Source organism: Lentibacillus saliphilus (genome assembly GCF_019093865.1).
Taxonomy (GTDB): Bacteria; Bacillota; Bacilli; order Bacillales; family Amphibacillaceae; genus Lentibacillus_B; species Lentibacillus_B saliphilus.
Window position 1 is genome coordinate 1 of the sequence record NZ_JABJXD010000017.1, and the last position, 19,493, is coordinate 19,493.

Below are 19,493 nucleotides of genomic sequence, written 5' to 3' on the forward strand. Positions count from 1 at the left end.
TGGAAGTGTCCCCATTTTGACGACTTCCACCTTACTGGTATAGAGGATAATTGGATATACGGCCGTTCCTGACTTTATGCGGCTGGGAAATTGGATATGCGTTACTATTTTGGTATATGCGTTGGAAAAATCATATATGCGTGCGTTTAGCGATATATGCGTTCGAGACAGCAAATATGCGGCCTGAATTGAATATATGCGTTTACGCGCACGCATAGGCGCGCCACCGTTGCTGTTTTTACGATGAACGGGAGTGGGATAATCTAAATCAACTCTTTTTAAGTTTACTTATTTTTGATGTTTTCTATTACTCCCCAACCAAAAAGAATAAGTCCAATACCTAATGTAGTTAGAGTGACAAACATCAAGCTATCTGGAATGTCCGATAAATAACTAACAAATTCATCTTCACTCCATACTTTTGAGGTTGTTAATCCGATAGAAGCAGAGATAAATCTAGTTGCATAGAGAATAGTAGCCATTAAGAAAAAATAAACGCTTAATTTTGTTTTATCCATAATTTCCCCTTCTATTGTATATATTAATTTCCAAAAAGATATTACTTGATATTGACGCTCATAAAAAGAACAAAAAAATATAATTGTATTTTCCAATACGTCACCATTCATTTGAAAAATATATTTATTTAAGATTAAAATAAATTAATAAACAAGTCAACTTGGGTTTGATCTATATTTTAGTTTTATGAGGCTGGAGTGGTGCATATGCGATTGCTTTATGATATATCCGTTTGCGCGTGTGGGGAAGTGGAAGTAAGGTGTCTTTAGAGAAAAGCTAAGGTGGAAGTGTCCCCATTTTGACGACTTCCACCTTGATTTTTATATAGGATAATTGGATATGCGGCCGTTCCTGACTCTATGCGGCTGGAAAACAGGATATGCGTTACTATTTTGATATATGCGTCGAAAAAATCATATATGCGTGCGTTTAGCGATATATGCGTTCGAGATAGCAAATATGCGGCCTGAATTGAATATATGCGTTTACGCGCACGCATAGGCGCGCCACCGTTGCTGTTTTTACGATGAACGGGAGTGGGATAATCTAAATCAACTCTTTTTAAGTTTACTTATTTTTGATGTTTTCTATTACTCCCCAACCAAAAAGAATAAGTCCAATACCTAATGTAGTTAGAGTGACAAACATCAAGCTATCTGGAATGTCCGATAAATAACTAACAAATTCATCTTCACTCCATACTTTTGAGGTTGTTAATCCGATAGAAGCAGAGATAAATCTAGTTGCATAGAGAATAGTAGCCATTAAGAAAAAATAAACGCTTAATTTTGTTTTATCCATAATTTCCCCTTCTATTGTATATATTAATTTCCAAAAAGATATTACTTGATATTGACGCTCATAAAAAGAACAAAAAAATATAATTGTATTTTCCAATACGTCACCATTCATTTGAAAAATATATTTATTTAAGATTAAAATAAATTAATAAACAAGTCAACTTGGGTTTGATCTATATTTTAGTTTTATGAGGCTGGAGTGGTGCATATGCGATTGCTTTATGATATATCCGTTTGCGCGTGTGGGGAAGTGGAAGTAAGGTGTCTTTAGAGAAAAGCTAAGGTGGAAGTGTCCCCATTTTGACGACTTCCACCTTGATTTTTATATAGGATAATTGGATATGCGGCCGTTCCTGACTCTATGCGGCTGGAAAACAGGATATGCGTTACTATTTTGATATATGCGTCGAAAAAATCATATATGCGTGCGTTTAGCGATATATGCGTTCGAGATAGCAAATATGCGGCCTGAATTGAATATATGCGTTTGCGCGTGTGGGGAAGTGGAAGTAAGGTGTTTTTAGAGAAAAGCTAGGGTGGAAGTGTCCCCATTTTGACGACTTCCACCTTGATTTTTAAAGAGGATAGATGGATATGCGGCTGTTCCTGACTTTATGCGGCTGGGAAATTGGATATGCGTCACTATATTGATATATGCGTCGTAACAATCATATATGCGTGCGTTTAGCGAGATATGCGTTCGAGACAGCAAATATGCGGCTTGAATTGAATATATGCGTTTACCCGCACGCATAGGCGCGCCACCACTACTTTTTTTTTCGAGGTTTATCGGCCAACTCGAGAAAGCATCGCTTGTGCTTTATACCCGATGATGTTTAGTGGATCCTTTGGTGCTGAAAAGGGTGGGGCATAGCCGAGCTCAAGTTCAGTAAGATCTGTGACGGTCATGTTTCCTTTAATGGCAGTGGCGAGAACTGCGAGCCTTTTGTCGACACCGTCTCGGCCAACGACCTGTCCGCCGTACAATGTTCCGTCGGATGCATCAAAAATGATCTTAATGGATAAAGGCTCAGCACCTGGATAGTAGCCAGCATGAGAACGTGCATCTAATGTCGCTGTTACATAGGGTTTATTTAGTGTATCAAGCGCTGCGCTATTGAGTCCGGCTGCACCTGCATCAATGTCGAATATTTTCAAAATGGCAGTCCCGATTGTACCGTTATATTGAACGGGTTGCTCAGCAATGTGACATGCAACGATATATGCCTGACGGTGTGCGAGTGCGGCAAGGGCGACGTGTCGTGGCGTGCCCGTCTTAGCGTCAGTCGTTTCTACGGCATCGCCAATCGCATAAATATTACGGTCATTTGTCTGCATGAAAGCATTTGTTTGGATCGCACCTGTCGTGCCGATGGTAAGTCCCGCCTGTTGAGCGAGCTTCGTATTTGGTTTAATTCCGACTGCTAGAATGGTCATATCTGTTTTAATGTGGTGACCACTGTTCAAGTGAATTGTTTGCCCTTTATCGGAAAAGGACGCAACGCCATCCTCAAGAATGACATGAATCCCCTTTTCCTCGAGATGTGCTTGAATAAGATTGCCCATATCAGGATCGACCAGTTTCAAAACAGAAGCGGACCGATCGATAAGCGTGCAATTGATTCCAGCTGCAACGAGGTTTTCGGCCGTCTCAAGACCAACAAATCCAGCACCGACAATCACAGCGTGTTCTGGGTTTTCTTTATGAATATACTGTTTAATGCGGTCCATATCGTGTAAATCATGAAGGGTAAAGGTCCGGGCTTCGTTCAACCCTGGTAATTCAGGTACTACCGCAGAAGCTCCTGGTGACAGAACGAGCTTATCATACGATAACGTCTCAGTGCCATCAGATGATTGATATGTAATCGTGCGATCTTCTGATTGGATATCAATCACTTCTGTGTTTGTCCAAACATCTACATCATAGGTCTTAGAAAATTGCTCGGCATCCATATAAAGCTCATCTCGATCTCCAATGACGTTGCCAACGTAATAAGGCAAGCCACATGTTGATACGGCGACCGCATCATTTTGATCGATCATGATAATCCTGTATGAGTCATTCATGCGCCGTAGCTGTGCAGCAGTTGTTGCACCACCTGCAATCGCGCCAACGATGACAATTGTATGTGCCATTCTTACGCCCCCTCCAAGTTAAAGTCTACTCATACTGTTCCCTTTTTTGATCACGGGAAAACAACCGCGATTACCACAATTAAAGCTCTGTCCGAATCGTCCACAGCTCTGGGAAAAAGGAATGCTCTAGTACTTTCTTTAAATAACCGACCCCTGGTGAGCCACCTGTGCCTTTTTTATGCCCAATAATGCGCTCAACGGTTTTCATGTGCCTGAACCGCCACTGCTGGAACGAATCCTCAATGTCGACGAGCTTTTCAGCAAGCTCATATAAATCCCAGTACACCTCAACGTCACTGTACACCGCTTTCCACGCAGCTAAAACGGTATCATCCGCAATGTACGTTTCGGACATATCACGCTCAAGCACGTCTTTGTTAATGTGAAAGCCTGCTTCGTGTAGAGCGGTGATGGATGCATCATACAAGCCTGGTGCATGGTAGGCGTCTTGTAGGGTAGCATGCACATTCGAATCATTTTCATAGATTTTAAGAATAAATGGGGTTTTATAGCCGAGTACGAACTCGACTAGTCGATATTGATATGATTGAAAACCAGATGCTTGTCCAAGGTCATCTCGAAATTCCATATATTCACTCGGAGTGAGCGTTGATAATACATCCCAAGCTTGAATCATTTGTGCTTGTATTTTAGAGACGCGGGCAAGCATTTTAAAGGAGGCTTTAAGTTCGCCTTTCTGAATCGCTTCGATCGCACCTTGAATTTCATGAATGATGAGCTTGAGCCAAAGCTCACTCACTTGATGAATTACGATAAAGAGCATTTCATCATGGTGTCCCGATAATGGCTTTTGACTCGATAATAGGCGCTCAAGTCCAAGATAGTCTCCATACGTCATTTTGTCTTTGAAATCGGTATGGATATCGGTTTCTGATTGAAAAGTGTTTTCTTTAACCATTGACATCACCTTCATTTCCTAGTGGTTTAATGACCGCTCGAACTGGGCTTCCGTCAGCGCCAACGATAGAGAGCGGGAGTGCGATCAGTTCATAATTGCCAGGATGGACATGATCCAGCATAAGATTTTCCAAGATGACAATATCATGGTCATATAAGGCATGATGCATATCAAGTGTCTTGCTATCGACAGGATCGACTGAAGGCATATCAATACCGAATAATCGAATGCCTTGATCCTTTAAAAACGATGCGAGTGCAGGATCAAACGTTGGCATGTGCTCTGGAAAACGGTGTGGATTATTAGGCAGCGCAGTACGAAAAAGCACCCGTTCAACACAAGAAAGGTCAACCTCTGTAAGCGCATCTGGTGTAATCGGATCATATTGGCTCACATCGATAACCTTCGCACGACCGATGTACAGGTTAATATCTAGTTGATCGATTGTCGCGCCGTCATTATCAAAGTGGAACGGTGCATCGACGTGAGTACCACAGTGTAAGCTTGTCGTTATTTGGCCGATGTTGACCGAACCTGTATGAGATTTTGAATAGGTCGTTTCATAATGGAATGGTGTGTCTCCAGGCCAATGTGCAATGTCATTTGAAAGAGGCTGTGAAATATCAATCCACTGTGTCATCAGGCGATCACTCCTCGTTTGTTTTCAAATTGTAAGTAACGCTGTTCGCGCATAATACGTTTTAAAATAGTGACTGTTGTCCAAACGTCGTCAAACGTATTATAAAGTGCAACAGGAGCCAGACGAATACCATTGGGCTCTCGGTAATCTGGAATAACACCGTCTTGCTTTAGCGCTTTACATATACGGGCGGCTTCCGGATGCTCAAGAAAGATATGCGCCCCGCGTTCATGATCCGCTTTAGGGTTGGCGATCGTAAAACCGTCGTCACGAAGCTCTTGATCGATCAGGTTCATAAGATAGTCTGTGAGATGAAGTGACTTTTCCCGTATGGCTTCAATCCCCGCTTCAGAAAACATCTCCAGTGCTCCGAGTAAAGGTGCGGCACTCAAAATGTGCGGTGTTCCAATTTGAAATGCGCCGGCATGAGCTGCTGGAGTAAATGTATGGGCCATGTCGAACTGCTTTTCTTTGTCAGAGCCGAACCAGCCGGATAACCCCGGTCGCTTGTTAAAGTGCTTCTCATTCACATACAGCCCGCCGACACTACCTGGTCCACCATTCAAATGTTTATACGTGCACCAAAACGCGAAATCAACGTCCCAATTGGAGAGGTGATGGGGAATGGCTCCAATTGAATGGCATAGGTCAAAGCCGATTAAGATGCCACGTTCATGAGCGGCTGCTGTTAATGTCTTCATATCGAGAATTTGGCCGCTTCTATACAACACAGAAGGCAAAACGATTAGAGCAATGTCGTCGGTCATCTGTTCGATGATATCGCCTGTTTGTAACGTATGTTGGTCAGCACTCGGCACTTGGACGAGATGGGTGTCAGGGTCGAGCCCTTTAAGCTGTAATTGACTTTGTAAGGCGTATATGTCGGACGGGAAATTTAATTCATCAGCCAGAATTTTATTGCGCTTCTTTTCAGGTTTAAAAAATGTTGCGACGAGCTGATGAAGATTGGTCGTTGTGGAGCCTGTTGCGATGACCTCTGCCGCGTGTGCGCCAATAAGAGGGGCACTTAGAGCACCGAGTTTTTCAGATAAATAAAACCACGGATCTTCGCCAGAACCCCAGCCGTCAATGGCATACGTTTTCCAAGTGTTCACCATATGTTCAACAGATTGCTCAGCTCGTTTTGATAATAGTCCGAGAGAATTGCCATCCAAGTAAATGGCATCATTAGGTAAATAAAACTCTTGGCGAAAATGTTTGAGCATATCCTTGTCATCCATTTGCTTAGCATACGTTCGGTCTATATTCATAAAAACACGTCCTTTCGCTAAAGTCACATCATTTACATTCTAACAATAATTCGCTGTTTTGTGATGAAAGTGGTTACAAAAACATAAAGTCATTGTGTAGGACATTTGTCTGATTCGTTCACAGATATGTTGCTAAATAAAAAATAATCACTTATACTTGAGTTGTTTGAATGAAATGACATTTCTAATAATGAAACGGGAGGGTGTACATGTCGCTTGTTTCGCGCAGGATCAGCCAGCTGCCGCCATATTTATTTTCGAAGCTTCAAAAACGAAAGGAAGCTTTAAAGGCAAGTGGGGTGGATGTCATTGATCTCGGTATTGGTTCACCTGATTTGCCGACGCCGGCGTTTATTGTTGAACACTTGATAAAAGAAGCGCGTGATGAATGTAATCACGGTTATTCAACATATCAAGGTGACCGCGTTTTTCGGGAGGCTGTTGCTCAATATTATGAGCGTCAATACAATGTTCAACTTGATCCTGAGACAGAAATACTGACATTGATTGGATCAAAGGAAGGGATTGCGCATTTGCTTCAGGCCGTTATAGATCCGGGTGATTGTGTATTAGTACCAGATCCAGGTTATCCGGTGTACAGGACGGGGGTTCATCTTGCTGGTGGAACAGTTGTGGATTTACCACTTGATGTAACAGGCAACTATGTACCGATGTATGATCAAGTTGATCAAGCCGCTATTAATCAAGCGAAGTTAATGCTCTTAAATTATCCCAGCAATCCAACAGCTGCTACCGTTAATTTGTCGACTTTTGTGGAAGCGATTACATTTGCGGAACAGAATCATTTAATGATTGCCCATGATGCTGCTTATGATTTAGTCACCTTTGCAGGTTACAAGGCACCGAGCATGATGCAAGTGCCTCGGGCTAAAGACTATGCAGTAGAATTTGGATCATTGTCAAAGGGCTTCAGTATGACGGGGTGGCGAATCGGTTATGTTGTCGGCAATCGAACATTAATCAAGGCGTTGTCAACGTTAAAGAGCAATATTGATACGAGTCAGTTTTTACCGATCCAACGAGCCGCTGCCAAAGCATTAACGAGCGATTTGAATGATGTTCAGACGCATAATGCGATTTATGAGAAGCGCATGGAAATGATGCATCAAGCATTGCACAATGTCGGTTTAAAAGCAGCAAAGCCAAGGGGAACCATTTTTATTTGGAGTCAAATTCCAGAAGGCTTTACATCTGCTCAGTTTGCGGACTATTTACTTGAACATGCTGGTGTGATTGTGACACCCGGTGTGGCCTTTGGACCTTCAGGAGAAGGTTTTGTAAGAGTGGCGCTTACGGTAGGGGAAGAGCGGTTGCAAGAAGTTGCCAACCGTCTCCACGAACTTGACTTTGAAAGGGGTGGCATAAGCTGAATACGAAAGTGAAAACAGTTACGGCAGCCCAAGCGATCGTTTCTGGTATTGAAGCTGAGGGCATTGATCACGTGTTTTGTGTGCCTGGTGAAAGCTATTTACCCGTGCTGGATGCTTTGTATGATGCTGCTTCAATCAATGTCATATCAGCTCGACACGAGGGCGGAGCAGCATTTATGGCTGAAGGCTATGCCAAGGCAAGCGGGAAACCAGGCGTTGTTTTAGCAACAAGAGGTGTAGGAGCGGCGAATTTATCAATTGGGGTTCATACGGCTTATCAGGATTCCACTCCGATGGTCGTTTTGTTAGGGCAGGTTCACAGCGGATTTCGTGGCAGAGAAGGCTTTCAAGAGGTTGATTTAGAGCAATTTTTTCAACCGATCAGTAAATGGGCAGTCGAAGTGACACGGGCTGAACGCATGCCAGAAATTATTCAAAGGGCTTTCTGGATTGCGCAAACAGGTCGGCCGGGACCGGTTGTTGTATCTTTACCAGAGGATGTTCTCCCTATTGAAATACCAGCTCCTCTGTTTCAACCGGTTGTGAAACCAGCACCAGCGCCAGGACAATCGGAAATTAAGCGGGTAGAAGCACTGCTTCAGAAGTCAAAACGCCCTGTTATCATTGCAGGAGGTGGCGTGAAAAGCGCTCAGGCAGAAAAGGCGCTCAAGGCGTTTGTTGATGAGACCCGTATCCCTGTTTTGGTAGCATTCCGGCGTCATGACGTTTATCCAAACGATCAACCTTATTACGTCGGACATCTTGGCTTAGGCACTCATCAAGCGATAAAAGATACGGTACGTCAGGCGGATACCGTTTTGGCAATCGGTACTCGGTTATCAGAAGTAACGACACAGGATTATAATTTATTAACCGCTGACCAGCAATTGATCCACATCGACATTGACGACGATGTACTCGGGAAATGCTTCCATCCTCACATTGGGATTGTGGCTTCTGCCGATGAAGCCTTAAAGGCACTGCAGCATATCGACTGTCCTACACATGCGTGGGAGAAATGGGCGGCATACCGGCGCACGATGTATGAACAAACGTTGACCCTTAATGATGACGATCGAAGCACAGATATGATGTCAGCAGTGATTGATGCACTTCAGCGTCAATTGCCGACAGATGCTGTGTTAACAAATGATGCGGGAAATTTTGCGGGATGGTTGCATGCCTTCTATCAATTTACAGAGCCCCATACGTACGTCGGACCAACATCCGGTGCAATGGGCTACGGACTGCCAGCAGCAATCGGTGTAAAGTTCGCACATCCTAACAAGACAGTTGTATCGCTTTCTGGTGATGGCGGCTTTATGATGACAGCGAATGAGCTTGAAACAGCGGTCCGCTATGGTGTTCCAGTCATTAGCATTGTCGTTAATAACCGGTCTTATGGAACCATTCGCATGCATCAGGAAATGCATTATCCAGCACGTGTCATAGCAACTGATTTAGGACACATATCATTTGCCGACTTAGCAAAAAGTGTTGGTGCGCAAGGGACGACAGTCGATTCAGCCGATGCCTTTTCGGACGCATTGGCCTGGGCGCTTCGGGAATCAGGACCTGTCGTCATCGAAGTGATAACCGATGTTGAACAGATTTCACTCCGTTCGACAATTTCGCAAATACGTTCACAGTCATTAAGTGACAAACTTTAAAATAAAAATTTTCTCAGGAGGGGTATGTTATGACACAAACATTATTACACGTGAAGCAATTGGAGAATTTTATCGATGGAAAATGGCGGGCAGCCGACGAAACAACGTCTGTTATTAATCCGGCAACAGGCGAAGAGGTCGTTCATGTTCCGCTATCGACAGCAGATGACGTTAATGAAGCGGTGGGCATTGCTAAGCGTGCTCAAAAGCAATGGGCACGTGTTCCAGCACCACAGCGTGCAGAGGTTCTGTATCGTGTCGGGCAGATTATGAAGGATCGTAAAGAGCGTTTGTCACAGCTGTTAACGATGGAAAATGGAAAAGTGCTAGAAGAAGCGAGAGGCGAAGTACAGGAAGGCATTGATATGGCATATTATATGGCCGGAGAAGGTCGACGTCTGTTTGGACATACGACACCAGCAGAACTGGATAATAAATTTGCTATGAGTGTCCGTTCGCCAGTCGGTGTTGTCGGCATCATTACACCGTGGAATTTCCCAATTGCTATCGCCACGTGGAAGTCATTCCCGGCAATTGTCGCGGGTAATGCCGTCGTTTGGAAGCCGGCGACAGAAACGCCGATTATGGCTTATGAATTGGCAAAGATTTTTGAAGAAGCTGGTTTACCAGCAGGCGTTGTCAATGTCGTCTTTGGATCTGGTTCAACCGTTGGTGAGGCGATGGTGAATCACGAGGACATTCGGGTGATTTCCTTTACTGGTTCTAATGATACCGGACGCGGCATTGCGGCAAAATGTGGACAACAATTGAAAAAGGTATCTTTAGAAATGGGCGGTAAAAACGCAGTGATCGTCATGGATGATGCGGATCTTGACTTGGCAGCAGACGGTATTGTTTGGAGTGCATTCGGCACGAGTGGCCAACGCTGCACAGCTGCGAGTCGTGTGATCGTTCATCAATCTGTAAAAGCCGAGCTCGAAGAAAAACTTCTTAACAAAATGAAAGAGCTATCAATTGGGAACGGACTTGATGAAACGAATAAAGTTGGTCCGATTATTAATAAAGCGGGTCTTGATAAAATTAAAAGCTATATTGAGATTGGGAAGAATGAAGGGGCAAAGCTGCTCGCTGGTGGTTATGAATTGACCGATGATGAGCTGCAAGACGGTTATTATTTTGCACCAACATTGTTTACCGATGCAACGCCAACGATGCGTATTTCTCAGGAAGAAATCTTCGGACCAGTTGTCTCACTTATTCCTGTCGACACCTTTGAAGAAGCAATTGAAGTGAATAACGGCGTTACGTATGGCTTATCAAGCTCTATCTTTACAGCTGATGTAAATCGTGTGTTTAGAGCACAGCGTGACCTTGATACAGGCATTGTATATGTAAATGCTGGCACGACAGGTGCAGAAATTCATTTGCCATTTGGCGGAACGAAGGGTACAGGAAATGGGCACCGTGATTCAGGCGTCCAGGCGTTGGATGTGTTTACCGAGTGGAAAGCCGTCTATGTTGACTATAGTGGTAAACTACAACGCGCCCAAATTGATGTTGAGTAATTAGTAAGGGAGGGGGGGAACGATTGATGTCACCGTTCCCCTTATATACCTCACTTTGAATGATAAATCGTTCAATACATGTAGAAGGAGTGGTCGAATGAAAATAGGTGTACTTGGATCAGGACTCATGGGAAAAGAAGCCGCGCGTGATCTTGTTGCAAGCTCAGACGTCACAATGGTTGGTTTGGCAGATATTGATTTACATCGGGCCGAATACGTCTGTCAACAACTCGCATCACCTAAGCTACAAGCCTATCAAGTAAATGCTGGAGATGAAGTTGAACTGGCTAACTATATGCGCCAATTCGATGTCATTATTAACGCTTTATTTTATTCATTTAATGAGATTGTTGCCCGAACAGCGGTACAGGTCGGGGTGCATTCAGTCGATCTTGGGGGCCACATCGGTCATATTACAGATCAAGTACTTGCGATGAAAGAGGATGCTGAAGCAACGGGTGTGACCATCATTCCCGATCTCGGGGTTGCGCCTGGCATGATTAATATCTTATCGGGATATGGTGTGTCGAAGCTTGATGAGACACAATCCATCCGTCTCTTCGTTGGCGGTATACCTATAAAGCCAGAGCCGCCACTGGAATATAATCATGTTTTTTCGATGGAGGGACTACTTGATCACTATACAGATCCTTGTCTCATTATTAGAAATGGGAAAAAGCAAGACGTTCCGGCACTTTCTGAAGTCGAGCGCTTGCACTTTGAGCGATTCGGACCATTGGAAGCCTTTCACACGTCAGGTGGCACATCGACCTTGCCACACTCCTATCCAGAGCTTGAAACTTTAGAGTATAAGACCATTCGGTATCCAGGTCACGCAGAAAAGTTTAAGTTGCTTGTTGATTTGAACTTGACTCGAACCGATTTTGAGGTTGAGGTCAATGGCCACATGATAAATCCGAGACAGGTTTTATTAAAGACGTTAGATCCGATTGTTGATCTTAAAGATAAAGATGATGCTGTCCTTTTAAGGGTCGAAGTGTCTGGTAAGAAAAACGGACAGCCGACAACATACACATATGAAATGACGACGACGAAGGACCGGGCGACGAATGTCACTGCCATGGCACGTGCAACTGCGAATACGATATCGGTCGTTGCTCAGATGATTGGGCGTGGCAACATAGTGTCACGAGGTGTTCACCCACCAGAGAAAGTTGTACCTGGAGATATTTACATCGAAGAAATGAAGAAACGTGGCGTCGTCATTAAAGAATTTGAACAGCAAAATAAAGAAACGTTGAACGTATAGCACGCCATCTATTTGGGCTGTTCTGCAAACATAGATGTTTGTAGAGCAGCCGTTAAATTTACAGAATGCCATTCGAGGGGACGAGTCGTATGAATCAAAGTGTACATAAAGCATTAAAGCTGCTAGAACTGTTTGATGAAGAAACGAAAGAGTTAACCTTAAAGGAAATAGCTGAACGCGCAAACATGCCGAAGCCGACGGCATACCGCTTATTAACGACACTCGAGGCACATAACGTTGTCTTTAAAACAAAACGAAATGATCATGATAGCCGGTATCGTCTTGGCCTAAAGCTGTTGGAGCTCGGTTCCCTCGTTTCTACTCATATGAGATTGCGAGAGACGGCATTACCTTTTATGGAGCAGCTTGCTCAAGACATTAATGAAGTTGTGCACCTCGTCATTGTGAATCAACATGAAGCGACTTATATTGAAAAAGTGGACAGTACCCGTGCTCTAAGACTTTATACGCGTATCGGAAAAAGCTTACCACTGCATGTCGGCTCCGGTCCCAAAATGCTTCTCGCATTTTTACCTGAGGCGGAACAAAAAGCCGTTCTTGATCAATCTAATTTGACAACAATCCATTCAAAGCAACCGATTGATAGAGCGGTACTTAAGCAAGAATTAAAACACATTCAAAACCAAGGCTATGCACTCAGCGTTAACGAACAGGATGCTGATACGACTGGGGTGTCCTACCCAATTCGAGATCATAATGGAACCGTCATCGCAGCCCTCGCAGTTAGTGGTCTGACACATCATTTTAAAGGAGAACGTCTCGTCACAATTAAGGCTAAAACAGAACAGACAGCTCAACACATTTCTAGGAAGCTCGGATTCAATCACTCGTAAAAAGAAAAGAGGAGATCCATATGAACACAATTTTTATTGCTGGGCATGCACGCTTACCATCAGGCATGGCGGCTAAAAGTATGTATGACATGCTGACGATTACCGCTGAAATTGATAAAAGGTACGGTGTCATCGTAGCGGCAAATTGTACGTTAGCAACCGAGCACGGCCGCGCATATATCCAGCAGCTCTTGCGCGGATATAGCCTCGAGGATGGAATAGAGCATCCTGTCAATGAGGTGAAACAGCATTATCTAGGTAAAGCCGGTGGTGCCTTGGCGTCAGCGTTAAATGATTTATATAAACAGTATGAGAGCTATAAACAAGAGATTCGTAAGAGGTAAGCAGCAATCTCTTTTTTTGTTGAAGCCTTGTAAACCCTTCTTAAAGCACCATCACCCGTACTTGATCCGCGATTTTCATTCTAAATTCTGTACTGTTAAATAAGTTCTCCTCTAAAAGATAGTTCGTGCTCTTACGTCCTGTCTTTTTTGTCGTCCCAAATAAAGTCCTATATGCCTTCTGATAAGAATAGGGGGATTCCCCTATTCAAAATTAAAGCGCTTACTAATATTATTAACATAACAATAGTGTTAAAGATGTTTGAGATAAAAAGATAGACACATAAGGGGAGGAGAGGCATCATGGGAAAATCTCATTATAAAGTTGTCATTGTTGGTGGTGGGACAGCAGGAATCTCAGTCACTTCTAGGTTGTTGAGGGGTTCAGCATCATTGCGACAGGAGATCGCCATCATAGATCCGGCAGAGCATCACGATTACCAACCGTTATGGACATTGGTAGGTGGAGGTGCAGCCAAGGTTGAGACGACTAGACGTCCTATGAAATCTGTTATTCCTGATGGAGCAGATTGGGTACAGGATTACGTGACTCGTTTTTCACCAGATGACAATCGCGTTCATCTGGCCAATAACGAGGATCTTACGTACGATTATCTCGTCGTTGCAGCAGGCATTGAAATTAATTGGGATGGCATAAAAGGCCTAAAAGACAATATTGGTAAAAATGGTGTGACAAGTAATTATGCATATGAATATGCCAGCTATACGTGGGAGCTTATTCGTTCCTTTAAAGGGGGTACAGCGTTATTTACCCATCCGAACAGTCCAGTTAAATGTGGGGGCGCACCACAAAAAATAATGTATTTGGCAGAGGATTACTTTTCACGGACTGGTGTTAGAGATGCATCACAAATTATTTTTGGTTCAGCGAATCCGGCGATTTTTGATGTTGATAAATACCGGACAGCGCTTGAAAAAGTCGTTGAACGAAAAGAAATTGATACCCGTTTTCGAACAAACTTAATTGAAATACGTGGAGAAAACAAACAAGCTGTCTTCGAGCATTTAGATACGAAGGAACAAAAGGTCATCGATTATGACATGCTTCATGTCACGCCGCCAATGCAGGCACCAGCCTTTATTAAGGAAAGTGCTCTAGCAGATGAGAATGGCTGGGTGGATGTCCATAAGCATACGTTACAGCATGTACGCTATGAAAATATATTTGGTTTAGGGGATAACAGCAACCTTCCGACATCGAAAACGGGTGCTGCGATTCGAAAGCAAGCGCCGTTAGTCGCCCAAAACATATTAGCTCTGATGAAGATGCAACCTTTAGGGGCGTCCTACAACGGCTACACATCCTGTCCAGTCGTGACAGGCTATAACAAGCTGATTTTAGCAGAATTTGATTATGATAAACGGCCACAGGAGTCAATGCCATTTGATCAAGGTAAAGAACGTAAGAGCATGTATGTGCTTAAAAAAGATCTTTTGCCAGTTATGTATTGGAATGGCATGCTCAAGGGGACGATGTAATATGAATTCAGATGGTAAGGGGTGTGTGGTCAATGGAATCTGCAGCAACTAACACGACACATGCAAAAGACTTAGATCATCCTGATATACAACAATCGATAGAACAATTGATTCATAATTTACCAGCGGTTGAGCAGGCGTTAACAGCTGTCAAAGATGCCGTTGATTTTGGAGAAGCAGTTCTACAAGATAAGCGTGTCCATGAAGCATATGAATCTAACCTTGAATTAACAAATATAAATGAAGATACATTACATGCGTTGGTTACATTACTAGAAAAACTACCACTTTTAGCTGATGTTGTAACGAGACTAGAAGAAATGCTTGAATTTGGTGCAACTGTTCTGAGTGATGAACAAACCGTGCAAAACGTAATGGAAACATTAAATGAGTATGTCGCACCTTATAAAGAAAGTTTGACGCGCATTCAAGCATTAAAGGACGATATTAAGGAACAAGCAGAGCAACAGACATCTACGATAACGGTTTTTACAATTATGAAATGGCTCAAGGATGAAAACATCCAAAAAGGCTTACGTTATGTTCAGGCCACCATTGATGTGCTGTCTGAAAAACATAAATTATAAAGAGTGAGAGGGGACATGAAACATGTTATTACGTTATTACTATGATGAGAAATTAGCACACGCATCTTATTTGGTCGGATGTCAGGCAAAGGGAGAGGCTGTTGTTGTTGATCCAATGCGCAATATTGCACCGTACATCGAAACCGCTGAAGAAGAAGGGCTCAAGATTGTAGGGGCGTTAGAGACGCATATCCATGCCGATTTTGTATCAGGTTCAAGAGAGCTTGCTGACCGTTTTGATACGAAGCTGTACATTTCAGATGAAGGTGATGCTGATTGGAAGTATCAAAATATTGACCATCTCAACTACCAGTTGTTAAAAGATGGCGATTCCTTTATGATTGGTAATCTTGTATTTGATGTTTTGCATACGCCAGGCCATACGCCGGAAAGCATTTCATTCTTGCTGACTGATAAAGGTGGCGTAGCGGATGAACCGATGGGCATCTTCACTGGCGACTTCGTATTTGTAGGCGACATTGGCCGTCCTGATCTTTTAGAAAAAGCAGCTGGAATAGAAGGGACGTCTGAAACGGGTGCTAAGGTCATGTACCATTCGGTGGAACGCTTCAAGCAACTCCCTGACCATTTACAAGTATGGCCAGCTCATGGCGCAGGCAGTGCATGTGGTAAAGCACTAGGTGCCGTTCCATCCTCCACTGTTGGTTATGAGAAGCGTTTTAACTGGGCTATGCAATTTAATGATCAAGCATCATTTGTTGATGCGTTGCTAGAAGGCCAGCCAGAGCCACCTAAATATTTCGCTGTTATGAAGCATGTTAATAAGGTTGGCATTCAATTAATCAAAGATATCCCTGCGCTCTCTGTCATGACCGATGTCAAGGACGTTGAAGCATTGATTGCTGAAGGCACACTTGTTATTGATGCCAGAGATGTTGAAGAGTTTGCAAAAGGTCACTTAAAAGGAACAATTAATGTACCGTTTAATAAATCATTTACAAACTGGATGGGCTGGATTGTCGATTATAAACAGCCATTCTACATGCTCATTGATGAAACAGATTTAGATGAGATCCTCGTTGCGTTACGTTCGATTGGCATTGATAACCTTGCTGGCTATGGACAAGTGGCAACGATTTTAAATCAAAGCGATGCGTTGGAAGCATACGAAACGGTTACTGTTAACGAGCTACACGCTATGATTGAAGAGGATAAGGTGCAAGTCATTGATGTTCGTAATTTAACTGAATACAATGATGGACATATCGCTGGTGCAAAGCACATTATGCTCGGCACACTTCAGGATCGTTTGAATGAGGTTTCAAGCGATAAGCAAGTCGTCGTCCAATGTGAAACAGGCTTCCGTTCAGCAATTGGAACGAGCATACTCCAAGCGAACGGTATCGAACAGCCATTAAGCCTGGAAGGTGGCTATGTCGCCTGGGCAAATCACGCACCTGCATCTGTTTAAGGATTATGCAATGAGTTGGCAAACGTCATGAAGAGGTACTTCTGCGTTATGTGGGAAGTCTTTTGAGAAGAAGCTAGTTTGATAAAAGTCATATTTAATTGCAAAAGAGAGGCTGGGACAAAAGAGGTTTACTCAAATGAAGAGCTGAACAATACGACCGCTCCGGAAATATACTTCGCTTTCCGCGGGCGGCTGGTTAGCCTCCTCTTGCTAACGCACTGTGGGGTCTAACCTATGCCTTCCTCCCGCAGGAGTCTGCGTATATTTCCGGAGCTAATGGTGAGCATTGTTCGTCTTTTGAGTAAAACTTTAAGTTATGTCCCAACCTCTTTGTTGTTAGCGGATTTTCTTATATACTAGAGTCAGAGACGCTTTGGCTAAGCCGAGAATTGACAAGTCCTTTGTATAAAGGAGAGACAAATGTAATGGGTAAAGAATATTTTTTACATGATCAGTATTTAAAGAAAATCTTTTCAAACATACAAGATGGCATCATTATTATGAATCAATCTCGGGAATTATTGCTGATGAATCCAGCCGCAGAACGGATGACGGGCTGGCAGCTTGGTGGACATGTTCCGTATTGCTCGTATTGCCAGAACCGTTCACTCAAACCGAATGAAAATCAATGCTACTTGATGCAAAATAATGAAGAGCCTTATTTCCTTTCTGAAATGCCAACATATCATGGCAAAACCCTTGATGTGGAAATGAGTACTGCACTCATGTATCACGATCAAGAAACGGGAGAAAAGGAATATTTGCTCGTCCTTCGTGATCAAAGTATTCGCAAACAAAAAGAAGAAGCGCGTATATCGAAGCACATGATCAAAAAGCTCATTGAAGCGAAAGAGGACGAGCATAAACGATTAGCCCAAGAACTCCACGATGGTGTGGGGCAATCGTTATTCTCAATATCTGTTGCATTACAAGCCATTGAATCGTATGTTTGTGATTCGCGCCTAGATGCTTATTTAACGGAAGTACGTTCGGAGCTAGAAAAAGTTATGTCTGATGTGAAGGCTTATTCTTATCAGCTGAGACCATTAAGCTTAGATCGCTTAGGACTCGTAGCAACGATTCAGTCCTTGGTTAATACAATAAAAAGCGATCACCAGATGAATGTTGATTTTAACACAAATGTGATAGACCGTTGTTACCCACTTGTTGAAATTAATTTGTATCGTGTCGTTCAGGAAGCATTGCACAATATTATTAAGTATGCAAACGCAACGAATGTAAAAATAAAAGTCTTTAAGGATGATATGGGCTTGACGCTCTCCATTGAGGATAATGGTATAGGCTTTAACTTAAACGAGGTCGCAGGAGAAGGCTTAGGTTTAAAGCATATGGAAGAGCGCGTTGATCAGTTGGGCGGTACATTTAAAATTGAATCAACGCAATCGAAGGGAACGGTTATTTTTGTAGAGGTTCCTAAATGGAAGGAAGAGTCCGATGATTAATGTCATGGTTGTTGATGATCATGTGTTGATTCGAAAAGGCATCGTTCTGTTATTAGAAAGCTTTACGGATATTCAAATTGTAGGCGAAGCAAGCAGTGGTGAAGAGGCTGTGATGCTGGCAATAAAAGAACAGCCAGATGTTATTTTAATGGATATTTCGATGCCTGGTGGCTTGGATGGGTTTACAGCAGCACAGAAAATCTTTCAAGACGTTGAAGATTGTAAAATCATTTTGCTCACCATGCATGAAGAAGACGTCTACATTCAAAAAGCCATTGAAGTGCAAGTGAACGGCTATATTTTAAAAAATAGCCAAGGCCCGGAGCTGTATGATGCGATCACACGTGTTCATTCGGGAGAACGCTATTACCGTGTTGATGTGCCTGAGGCGCAATTAACAAAGTGGTTTGCAGAAAAAGGCGACAAAAGCCAGTCTGTGTTAACGTTAAGAGAACAAGAAATTGTGAGGCTCACCATTCTTGGCTATACAAATAAACAGATCTCAGAAAAGCTGTTCATTAGTCCCAAGACCGTTGAAAACCACAAAGCAAACATCATGCAAAAGCTAAACTTAGAAAAAAAATCAGAGCTCATTCAATATGGCATAAAGAATCATTTGTATGTGTGAATTTGAGTGAATGAGGGAGAGGAAGGAAGTGTCCATGGATGACGACTTCCTTCTTGCTTTTGAACGGAGTGTGTATGTGGACGAGGGTGCGGATATGCGGCTGTTTCGTGTTTTATGCGTGGGGCATGTGGCATATGCGGCACTTTTGCGATATATGCGTCAGGATTGGCTTTTATGCGCGCGCATTGTGAGATATGCGTGGGGATTGCGATATATGCGGCTAGGTCCGGTTATATGCGTTTCTAGTGTGTGGGATCGCCTCTCGTAGACGGTTGAGAAGGAAGTGTCCATGGTTGACGACTTCCTTCTTGCTTTTGAACGGAGTGTGTACGTAGACGAGGGCGTGGATATGCGGCTGGTTCGCGTTTTATGCGTGGGGGATGTGCCATATGCGGCACTTTTGCGGTATATGCGTCAGGATTGGCTTTTATGCGCGCGCTTTGTGAGATATGTGTGGGGATTATGATATATGCGGCTAGATCCGGATATATGCGTTTCTCGTGTGCGTGACCGCCTCTCGTAGACGGTTGAGAAGGAAGTGTC

Annotated in this window: 18 protein-coding genes; 11 read left to right on the top strand and 7 right to left on the bottom strand. The window is 43.3% G+C overall.

Translation table 11 applies throughout. The annotated features are described in order from the left end of the window. Nucleotides 1-284: 284 nt before the first annotated feature. The 6 genes from HPC67_RS15325 to kynU form a co-directional block, all read right to left on the bottom strand. Nucleotides 285-518 carry a hypothetical protein gene (locus HPC67_RS15325; protein ID WP_217589745.1) on the bottom strand — a complete coding sequence of 78 codons (234 nt, stop codon included), beginning with the start codon at nucleotides 516-518 and terminating at the stop codon, nucleotides 285-287. A gap of 568 nt (nucleotides 519-1,086) precedes the next feature. Beyond that, nucleotides 1,087-1,320 carry a hypothetical protein gene (locus HPC67_RS15330; protein ID WP_217589745.1) on the bottom strand — a complete coding sequence of 78 codons (234 nt, stop codon included), beginning with the start codon at nucleotides 1,318-1,320 and terminating at the stop codon, nucleotides 1,087-1,089. Nucleotides 1,321-2,105: 785 nt separating this feature from the next. Next, nucleotides 2,106-3,458 (bottom strand): FAD-dependent oxidoreductase, encoded by a 1,353-nt coding sequence (locus HPC67_RS15335; protein WP_217589747.1) that lies wholly within the window; start codon nucleotides 3,456-3,458, stop codon nucleotides 2,106-2,108. A gap of 79 nt (nucleotides 3,459-3,537) precedes the next feature. After that, a complete protein-coding gene (kynA, locus tag HPC67_RS15340; protein ID WP_425514327.1) occupies nucleotides 3,538-4,383 on the bottom strand; it encodes a tryptophan 2,3-dioxygenase in 846 nt (281 codons plus the stop codon). Continuing rightward, the gene (kynB, locus tag HPC67_RS15345) at nucleotides 4,370-5,017 is read right to left on the bottom strand and encodes an arylformamidase (protein WP_217589751.1); all 648 of its coding nucleotides are present in this window, start codon (nucleotides 5,015-5,017) and stop codon (nucleotides 4,370-4,372) included. Before kynB ends, kynA begins: the two co-directional genes overlap by 14 nt. Continuing rightward, a complete protein-coding gene (gene kynU / locus HPC67_RS15350) occupies nucleotides 5,017-6,288 on the bottom strand; it encodes a kynureninase (RefSeq protein ID WP_217589753.1) in 1,272 nt (423 codons plus the stop codon). Before kynU ends, kynB begins: the two co-directional genes overlap by 1 nt. Nucleotides 6,289-6,497: 209 nt before the next feature. On the opposite strand from kynU, the gene HPC67_RS15355 reads away from it, so the two are divergent. The 11 genes from HPC67_RS15355 (at nucleotide 6,498) to HPC67_RS15405 (ending at nucleotide 18,950) form a co-directional block, all read left to right on the top strand. Next, nucleotides 6,498-7,679 carry an aminotransferase class I/II-fold pyridoxal phosphate-dependent enzyme gene (locus HPC67_RS15355; protein WP_217589755.1) on the top strand — a complete coding sequence of 394 codons (1,182 nt, stop codon included), beginning with the start codon at nucleotides 6,498-6,500 and terminating at the stop codon, nucleotides 7,677-7,679. Further along, a complete protein-coding gene (locus HPC67_RS15360; protein WP_217589777.1) occupies nucleotides 7,676-9,349 on the top strand; it encodes a thiamine pyrophosphate-dependent enzyme in 1,674 nt (557 codons plus the stop codon). Before HPC67_RS15355 ends, HPC67_RS15360 begins: the two co-directional genes overlap by 4 nt. A gap of 29 nt (nucleotides 9,350-9,378) precedes the next feature. Continuing rightward, nucleotides 9,379-10,875 carry an aldehyde dehydrogenase family protein gene (locus tag HPC67_RS15365; RefSeq protein ID WP_217589757.1) on the top strand — a complete coding sequence of 499 codons (1,497 nt, stop codon included), beginning with the start codon at nucleotides 9,379-9,381 and terminating at the stop codon, nucleotides 10,873-10,875. A 97-nt stretch (nucleotides 10,876-10,972) separates the two neighbouring features. After that, entirely contained in the window at nucleotides 10,973-12,145 is a 1,173-nt protein-coding gene (locus tag HPC67_RS15370) for a saccharopine dehydrogenase family protein (RefSeq protein WP_217589759.1), read from the top strand. Nucleotides 12,146-12,234: 89 nt separating this feature from the next. Beyond that, on the top strand, nucleotides 12,235-12,999 hold the full coding sequence (locus HPC67_RS15375; protein WP_217589761.1) for an IclR family transcriptional regulator: 765 nt from the start codon (nucleotides 12,235-12,237) through the stop codon (nucleotides 12,997-12,999). 20 nt (nucleotides 13,000-13,019) lie between these two features. After that, on the top strand, nucleotides 13,020-13,343 hold the full coding sequence (locus HPC67_RS15380; protein WP_217589763.1) for a DUF3870 domain-containing protein: 324 nt from the start codon (nucleotides 13,020-13,022) through the stop codon (nucleotides 13,341-13,343). A gap of 300 nt (nucleotides 13,344-13,643) precedes the next feature. After that, the gene (locus HPC67_RS15385) at nucleotides 13,644-14,840 is read left to right on the top strand and encodes an FAD/NAD(P)-binding oxidoreductase (RefSeq protein WP_217589765.1); all 1,197 of its coding nucleotides are present in this window, start codon (nucleotides 13,644-13,646) and stop codon (nucleotides 14,838-14,840) included. Nucleotides 14,841-14,872: 32 nt separating this feature from the next. Further along, nucleotides 14,873-15,427, top strand: coding sequence for a helical membrane plugin domain-containing protein (locus HPC67_RS15390; RefSeq protein ID WP_217589767.1), 555 nt, complete (start codon nucleotides 14,873-14,875; stop codon nucleotides 15,425-15,427). 22 nt (nucleotides 15,428-15,449) lie between these two features. After that, a complete protein-coding gene (locus tag HPC67_RS15395) occupies nucleotides 15,450-16,859 on the top strand; it encodes an MBL fold metallo-hydrolase (protein WP_217589769.1) in 1,410 nt (469 codons plus the stop codon). Nucleotides 16,860-17,284: 425 nt separating this feature from the next. Next, nucleotides 17,285-18,322 carry a PAS domain-containing sensor histidine kinase gene (locus HPC67_RS15400; RefSeq protein WP_217589771.1) on the top strand — a complete coding sequence of 346 codons (1,038 nt, stop codon included), beginning with the start codon at nucleotides 17,285-17,287 and terminating at the stop codon, nucleotides 18,320-18,322. Then, the gene (locus HPC67_RS15405; RefSeq protein ID WP_217589773.1) at nucleotides 18,315-18,950 is read left to right on the top strand and encodes a response regulator; all 636 of its coding nucleotides are present in this window, start codon (nucleotides 18,315-18,317) and stop codon (nucleotides 18,948-18,950) included. The genes HPC67_RS15400 and HPC67_RS15405 overlap by 8 nt, the downstream gene beginning before the upstream one ends. 242 nt (nucleotides 18,951-19,192) lie before the next feature. Here HPC67_RS15405 and HPC67_RS15410 read toward each other — a convergent pair. Then, nucleotides 19,193-19,493 (bottom strand): hypothetical protein (locus tag HPC67_RS15410; RefSeq protein WP_217589775.1); only part of this gene is annotated, 301 nt, incomplete at its 5' end.